The organism is Bradyrhizobium sp. 23 (genome assembly GCF_023073295.1).
Lineage (GTDB): Bacteria > Pseudomonadota > Alphaproteobacteria > Rhizobiales > Xanthobacteraceae > Bradyrhizobium > Bradyrhizobium canariense_D.
This window is the reverse complement of the sequence record NZ_JADPJF010000070.1, coordinates 338,287-345,134: the sequence shown is the minus strand read 5'-3', so window position 1 is coordinate 345,134 and position 6,848 is coordinate 338,287. Positions and strand designations below refer to the sequence as shown.

General features: G+C 64.7%; 8 protein-coding genes and 1 pseudogene. 4 read left to right on the top strand and 5 right to left on the bottom strand.

All coding sequences use genetic code 11. The features are described from left to right. Both IVB32_RS19565 and IVB32_RS19560 read right to left on the bottom strand, forming a co-directional pair. A pseudogene (locus IVB32_RS19565) lies at positions 1–718 on the bottom strand (cache domain-containing protein); the annotation flags it as partial. A 190-nt stretch (positions 719–908) separates the two neighbouring features. Then, positions 909–1,874, bottom strand: coding sequence for a glyoxylate/hydroxypyruvate reductase A (locus IVB32_RS19560; protein WP_018453772.1), 966 nt, complete (start codon positions 1,872–1,874; stop codon positions 909–911). Between the two features lie 144 nt (positions 1,875–2,018). Here IVB32_RS19560 and IVB32_RS19555 point away from each other — a divergent pair, with 144 nt between their 5' ends. From IVB32_RS19555 to IVB32_RS19540, 4 genes are all read left to right on the top strand, one after another. After that, the gene (locus IVB32_RS19555; protein ID WP_026232592.1) at positions 2,019–2,387 is read left to right on the top strand and encodes a YciI family protein; all 369 of its coding nucleotides are present in this window, start codon (positions 2,019–2,021) and stop codon (positions 2,385–2,387) included. Continuing rightward, on the top strand, positions 2,384–3,700 hold the full coding sequence (locus IVB32_RS19550; protein WP_018453774.1) for an RNA polymerase sigma factor: 1,317 nt from the start codon (positions 2,384–2,386) through the stop codon (positions 3,698–3,700). The genes IVB32_RS19555 and IVB32_RS19550 overlap by 4 nt, the downstream gene beginning before the upstream one ends. Before the next feature lie 95 nt (positions 3,701–3,795). Further along, positions 3,796–4,332 carry an SRPBCC family protein gene (locus tag IVB32_RS19545; protein ID WP_018453775.1) on the top strand — a complete coding sequence of 179 codons (537 nt, stop codon included), beginning with the start codon at positions 3,796–3,798 and terminating at the stop codon, positions 4,330–4,332. A 38-nt stretch (positions 4,333–4,370) separates the two neighbouring features. Continuing rightward, positions 4,371–4,784, top strand: a complete 414-nt coding sequence (locus tag IVB32_RS19540; RefSeq protein ID WP_204512222.1) for a VOC family protein — start codon at positions 4,371–4,373, stop codon at positions 4,782–4,784. A 96-nt stretch (positions 4,785–4,880) separates the two neighbouring features. Here the strand turns inward: IVB32_RS19540 and IVB32_RS19535 are convergent, their stop codons facing one another. From IVB32_RS19535 to IVB32_RS19525, 3 genes are all read right to left on the bottom strand, one after another. Continuing rightward, positions 4,881–5,234 (bottom strand): hypothetical protein, encoded by a 354-nt coding sequence (locus IVB32_RS19535; protein ID WP_018453777.1) that lies wholly within the window; start codon positions 5,232–5,234, stop codon positions 4,881–4,883. A 434-nt stretch (positions 5,235–5,668) separates the two neighbouring features. Next, positions 5,669–6,106: a hypothetical protein gene (locus IVB32_RS19530; protein ID WP_018453779.1), complete on the bottom strand. Its 438-nt coding sequence runs from the start codon at positions 6,104–6,106 to the stop codon at positions 5,669–5,671. Between the two features lie 81 nt (positions 6,107–6,187). After that, positions 6,188–6,848: SDR family oxidoreductase (locus IVB32_RS19525; RefSeq protein ID WP_247410949.1), on the bottom strand; the 661-nt coding region annotated here is incomplete at its 5' end.

Sequence of the window (6,848 nt, the reverse complement as noted above, 5' to 3'; positions counted from 1 at the left end):
CCTGCCGTACCGTGAAGTCGCCGCCGGCGGCGCGGCCGTAATCGGCCGCATCGAAGAAGCTCTTCCCCTTCAGCGTGCCGCCGAACAGCTTGAAGCCGCCGCCGTCCGCGAGATGGAAGGCGATGTCGACATGGCGGTTGGTCTTGAAATCGTCGAGGAAGGACTGGCCGAAGGTCAGGCCAAACTCCACTGAGCCGAGATGCTTGCCGCCTTGCGCGATCGGCACGACGCCGCGGATGCCGAGCCCAGCCAAGCCGCCCTCGAGGCCGACCACGACCTTGCGCTCCTGGTTGGCCATGATCACGGTTTTGCGGAAGCCCGAGAGGTCGTCGCCAAATTTAGCAGGCTAGTGCACGCGCAGGAACGAGGTCGCGGGCGCCACGTGGAACTGGAACTGTTCGACGCCGTACTCCGATTTGGTCGCAGCAAACACCGGCCCGAACAGGCTGATCAGGGCATTGCGATCCTGTTTGGCCATCGCGTCCTGCGTTGCCGGCATCGCGGCGACGACGGCGCTCATGGCGGCGGCGCGCTGGGATTCCTCGGCAATTCGCGACTGGAGCGCGTCGTAATGACTGCGAAGCTCGCGCTGGTCGGCCCGGTCGATGATGCCGGAAATGATCCACATCGCCCCGAGCACGGCGAACAGGGCGGTCGCCGCCGCCGTCACCGCCAGCGCAACCGTGATCCGCATCCTGAGGCCGAGCGTGAAGCGCATGTCCGACTCGTTCGTTGAGCGTTGATTAAGGAGACCTATCAACTTCTCGCTAAGAGAGGGTGAACGGGATGCCGGCCGAGCGGGTGCCTTCGGGGGTGACGGAGTGACCAAAGAAGTCTGGTGTCGTCCTGGCTTTCGCCAGGACGACACGGAGGGTAGGGAGCGGTCGTGCCTTTTTCAGGCGTGCGGCCTAATACCCCCGCGTCCGGTCCACCACGTTCTCCAGCACACCACACGCCTCGAACCGCGCGATCTGCTCGGCGACATAGGCCGAGATCGCGTCGGCGTCGGTGTCGGCGGCGTTGTGCGGGGTCAGCAAAACCTTGGGATGGGTCCAGAACCGGCTGTCCGCCGGCTGCGGCTCCTGTACGAAGACGTCGAGCGAGGCGGCGCCCAGCGTGCCGTCGTCGAGGCAGGCCAGGATGTCGGCTTCATTCTGGAGGCCGCCGCGGCCGGCGTTGATCAGCACGGGCGCACCGAGCGGGCTCTTGCGGTTGAGCTTGGTGAAGACGTCGCGGTTGAGGATGCCGTGTGTATCAGGCGTCAGCGGCAATAGGCTGACGAGAATATCGGTCGTGCGCAGGAACGCGTCGATTTGCCCGGCGCCATGGAAACATTCGACACCCGCGATGATACGCGGGCTGCGGCTCCAGCCGGCGACGCGGAAACCAAGCCGCCGCAGCACATCGGCCGCATCAGTACCGAGCGTGCCCAGGCCCATGATACCCACCGTGACGGCGCTCGCTGGCCATTGATAGGTCGGCTCCCAGCGCTTTTCGCGCTGCGACTGGCGCAGATAAAGCTCCTGGCGGTGGTGCATCAGCACGTGCTGCACGACGTATTCGGTCATGCGGCCGGTCAGATCAGGCACGGCCACGCGCACCAGCGGCACGTTCGGAAGGCTCTTGTCCGCCATCAGCGCGTCGACGCCGGCGCCCAGATTGAAGATCGCACGCAGATTGGGGAAAGAGCCGAGGTCGCCCGGCACCGGCTTCCACACCGCGGCATAATGCACCTCGGCCGGATCGAGCCCGGCATCGGGCAGCAGCACCACGCGGCGGCCGCCGCAGACGGCGTCGAACCGGGCCTTCCAGCGCTCAGGCAGCCAGTTCTGCTGCGTGCTGTTGATCAGGACGGCCAGGGTGCCAACGGTCATTCGAAGTGCCTCTTTAAGTTCCGCTTTTGAAGGCCCTCCTTGGCACGATCTGCCGGATTTTTCTTGCAATTTTTTTCCGCAGCCATGTCGGGGCAAGGCATACTGGATCGTCTTCAAAACAAGCGCTCAGAGAAGGTACTGCCCATGCTTTATGCGATCCTTTGCTATCACGACGAGGACTTCGTCGGCTCATGGAGCAAGGACCAGGACGAGACCGTGATGAAGAAGCTCGCCGTGGTGCAGGAAGGTCTCGCGAAGCAGGGCAGGCTCGGCCCGGTGGCGCGGCTGCTGCCGACCACTGCGGCAGCGACGCTGCGCAAGGAGGACCCGCCACTGGTGCTCGACGGCCCCTACGCTGAGACCAAGGAGCAGTTGCTCGGCTTCTATATCGTGGATTGCAAGAATCTCGATGACGCACTCGATGTCGCCCGCGACCTCGGTGCCGCCAATCCCGGCGGCGCCTACGAGGTGCGCCCCGTCGGCGTGTTCAGTCCCGGAGGGAATCTGAAATGAGCGAAGCCGATACCGCCTGGATCGAGACCGCGCTGACCTCGGCGCGCCCCCAGGCGGTCGGCGCGCTGCTGCGCTATTTCCGCGATCTCGACACCGCCGAGGAGGCCTTCCAGAACGCCTGCCTGCGCGCGCTGAAGACCTGGCCGCAGAACGGACCGCCGCGCGATCCCGCCGCCTGGCTGATCATGGTCGGCCGCAACGTTGCCATCGACGAGGTGCGCCGCACCCGCAAGCAGCAGCCGCTGCCGGAGGACGACCAGGCGATCTCCGATCTCGACGACGCCGAGGGCGCGCTCGCCGAGCGGCTCGACGGCTCGCACTACCGCGACGACATCTTGCGGCTGATGTTCATCTGCTGCCATCCAGGGCTGCCGGCAACGCAGCAGATCGCGCTGGCGCTCCGCATCGTCTGCGGCCTGACGGTGAAGCAGATCGCGCGCGCCTTCCTGGTGTCGGAAGCGGCGATGGAGCAGCGCATCACGCGTGCCAAGGCCAAGGTCGCGGAGGCCGGGACGCCGTTTGAAACGCCGGGCGCGGTCGAGCGCTCGGAGCGGCTCGCCGTTGTCGCGGCGATGATCTATTTGATCTTCAACGAGGGCTATTCGGCGAGCGGCGACACCGCCGAAATCAGAAAGCCGCTGTGCGAGGAAGCGATCCGGCTGGCGCGGCTGCTGCTGCGGCTGTTCCAGAGCGAGCCGGAGATCATGGGACTCACGGCGCTCATCTTGTTGCAGCATGCGCGCAGTGCCTCGCGCTTTGCCGCGGATGGCTCGCTGATCCTGCTGGACGACCAGGATCGTTCGCTGTGGAACGGCACGATGATCGCGGAAGGCCTCGCGCTGATCGACAAGGCGATACGCCATCGCCGCAGCGGGCCCTACCAGATCCAGGCCGCGATTGCTGCGCTGCATGCCCGCGCCTCCACGCCTGAGGAGACCGACTGGGCGCAGATCGACCTGCTCTATGGTGCGCTGGAGGTGGTGCAGCCCTCGCCGGTGGTGACGCTCAACCGCGCGGTCGCGGTTTCCAAGGTGCGCGGACCGCAAGCCGCGCTCGACCTGATCGAGCCGCTGGCGCCAAAGCTTGCCAACTACTTCCATTTCTATGGCGTGCGCGGCGCCTTCCTGATGCAGCTCGGCCGCAACGACGAAGCCCGCATCGCCTTCGACCGCGCCATCGCCCTCGCCAACACGTCCGCAGAAGCCGCTCACATCCGCATGCATCTCGATCGCCTGATCCGGGACAGCCAGCCCAAGGGCGCCAATGGCGGCGCCAGGCAAGACGCTAAGGTCGAAGGCGCAAAGGTGAAGTAGGGAGCGCCTGCCTGGGGCATAACAAATTTTTCCGCTTCGCCTTGTCGGGCCCGGTCCCCTCCCTTCGTCCTAGGAGCGTATCCAGGGAGCCATTCATGCTGAAAGCCATTGCCGTCATCGCCATCCTGCTCGCGGTCGGAATCGTGGGCGTGCTCGGCTTTGCCCTGACGAAGCCCGACACATTCCGCGTCGAGCGCAGCCTCGCCGTGAAAGCGCCGGCCAATGCAGTCTATCCCTTGGTTGCCGATTTCCATCGCTGGACGGCCTGGTCCCCCTACGAGAACCGCGATCCTGCGATGAAGCGGGCGTTTGGCGGCACCGCGCAAGGCAAGGGCGCGACCTATGCCTGGGACGGCAACAACAATGTCGGCGCCGGCCATATGGAGATCCTCGAGGCGAGTGCGTCGTCAAAACTACGCATCAAGCTCGATTTCGAGCGGCCTTTCGAAGGCCACAACACCGCCGAGTTCACCTTTGTGCCGCAAGGCGATGCCACACTGGTCACGTGGGCGATGTCCGGTCCGGCCCCGTTCCTGTCCAAAGTCATGCAGGTGTTCGTCAACATGGACAACATGATCGGCAAGGATTTCGAGGCGGGCTTGGCCAGCCTGAAGAAGCTCACCGAGAAGTAGCGCCGTCACCCCGAACCAAAGCAAAAAGGAGAGAAACGATGCTCAATCCCTATCTGTTCTATCAGGACACCTGCGAAGCGGCGTTCAATTATTACGCCAAGGTTCTCGGCGGCAAGATCGACGCCATGATGCGTTCTTCGGACGCACCGCCGGACATGGCTGCGGCGCCCGGCCGCGAGAAGACGATCATGCATGCGCGGATGTCGCTGCCCGACGGCAGCGTGCTGATGGCCTCCGACGCACCAAGCGAACATTTTCACAAGCCGCAGGGCTTTTCGATCTCGCTCACGGTCGCGGACCCGGCGGAGGGCGAGCGCAAGTTCAACGCGCTCGCCGATGGGGGCAACGTCACCATGCCCTTCAGCAAGACGTTCTGGGCCAAGGGTTTTGGCATGTGCGTCGACAAGTTCGGCATTCCCTGGATGGTGAACTGCCCGGCCGAGGAAATGTGACAGGCGCGATCGCCTGACGCGCTGAACGGCGATCCCCTCTCCTCTACGATGCGGGAGAGGGGCGCCCATGAGGACGTCGCGTCGACCGCGTGCCCCTCAGCGGATCGATCCGGTCACGTCATTGCTCGGTGGCTGGGAGGAGGGAACGCAGCGCGGACAGATCACGAGCTTTGTCCCGAGCTGCCTGTCATTCTCCGCTTCGATTTCGTCATGGATTGCCCACCACGCCGGGGAGTACGGGCGCAAGGTGCCGAGGACTCTCTCCCGCTCCTGATTCGGATCACTCGCCGCGGGAGCTTGGGTCGCCACGCGACGCTTGATGCCGGAGGGACGGTTCGGATCCTGACCGAGGCCGTCCCATGCGATCGGACGGCGATCCTGCGCAGGCGCGACCACGCATCCCATGAGCGTTGCGCAAAAAGTGAGCAAGACGAAGCCGTGTCGGATCATGCCGGACCCTTGGGTGTTGTATGCGACGCGCCAAGTCCGCTTACCGAAGCTTGCGTCGCACCGCTCAAATGGAACCTAAGGGAAACGCGTGGCCGACATGGCCGAATATGAATTCTGCTGTCGCACCACATTGCGAGAGCAGTGAGGCCGCTTCGTGAAATGATGCGGACCGCATCGCACAACAACTGGCGCAATATTAGGCTGTGAACTCCGGGACAGAATCGTTATTTATTCCGTCATAAATTCTAAAAACTGGGGCGGGCGGACTTGGAAGGGGAGCGACCGATGGCGGCGGCGCTGCAGATCAACTTTGCACTTTGGGGTATGCTCATCTGCGCGAGCATGGAATTGACCGAGTTGATCCAGAGTTTTTACTAGAGCTCTCGAAGCAGGTGACCGGCGCAATTTTGCCGGGCACTCGCGTCCGTCGATCATCACCGGCAGCGCGGATAGATCGCGGCGAGGTCGCGTCCCTTCAGCAGAAGCAACCGCGACGAGAGGCCGCCGCGGCGACTGATCCAGTCGCGCACCGGGCCGGGATAGGCCGCAAGCACCGCATCGGATGCTTCCGGCTCGGCGTAGAAGCGTCCGCGCCGATCGACCGAGCGCGCCGCATGGAAGCCGAGCACGGCGCGTTTTGTCACACAAATCCGCTCGCCCGGCACGATGCTCAGTACCAGTGTGCAGGCGGACAGGCAGGGACCGTCGATCACCACGCGCTCGCCGCTCTCGCGCACCTTCTCGAACAAATCGAGGAACGGCCCGACCTGTCCACCGGGCGACTGGATGATGCGGATTTCGGCCGAGGCAGGTGTGGCGGCGAGCAGCGCGGATGCGAGGATCAGGGCCCTGAGAAAGGTGACGCGCCGCATGAAGCCTCCGCGAATTCGAGTCCGTAGGATAGGCCGACGAGAAGAGGTGGTAACGCTTCGCTAGGCCAACCTACGCGGTGCCTACCCGTTCCTCCGCTCGCCGCGCAGCGTCGGCAGGCCGATGCCTGCCGCATCGAAGCCGCCATCGACGGCCAAAATTTGTCCGGTGATGTAGCTCGATCGTTCCGAGCACAGGAAGTAGATGGCTTCGGCGAGTTCCTCTTCCAGGCCGTAGCGGTTGAGCGGAATGGCGTCGTGATAATCGGCGCGGATCTCGCTGGTGTGCACCTGCTTCGCCATCGCGGTGTCGACCGGTCCCGGCGCGACCGCGTTGACGCGGATGTTGAGGGACGCGAGCTCAACCGCGAGCTGCTTGGTAAGGTGCGCGAGGCCGGCCTTGCTGGTGCCGTAGGCCGAGCGCAGCGTCGAGGCGCGCACTGCCGAGATCGAGGTGATGTTGACGATGGCGCCGCCATTGCCGTCGCGCATCAGCGGCACCGCCGCCTTGGTGCAGAGGAACGGGCCGGTGAGGTTGACCTCGAGCACGCGCCGCCAATCGGTCTCCGACGTCTCCATCAGCGGCGCGAACACGGCAACGCCGGCATTATTGACGAGCGCATCGAGCCGGCCAAACCGCTGTTCGACCGTCGTCATCGCGGCGGCAACCGCGGCTGCGTCCGAGACGTCGCAGGTCAACGCCAGCGTGGCCTCGTCCCGGCCGATCTCGGCGACCGCGCAGCCG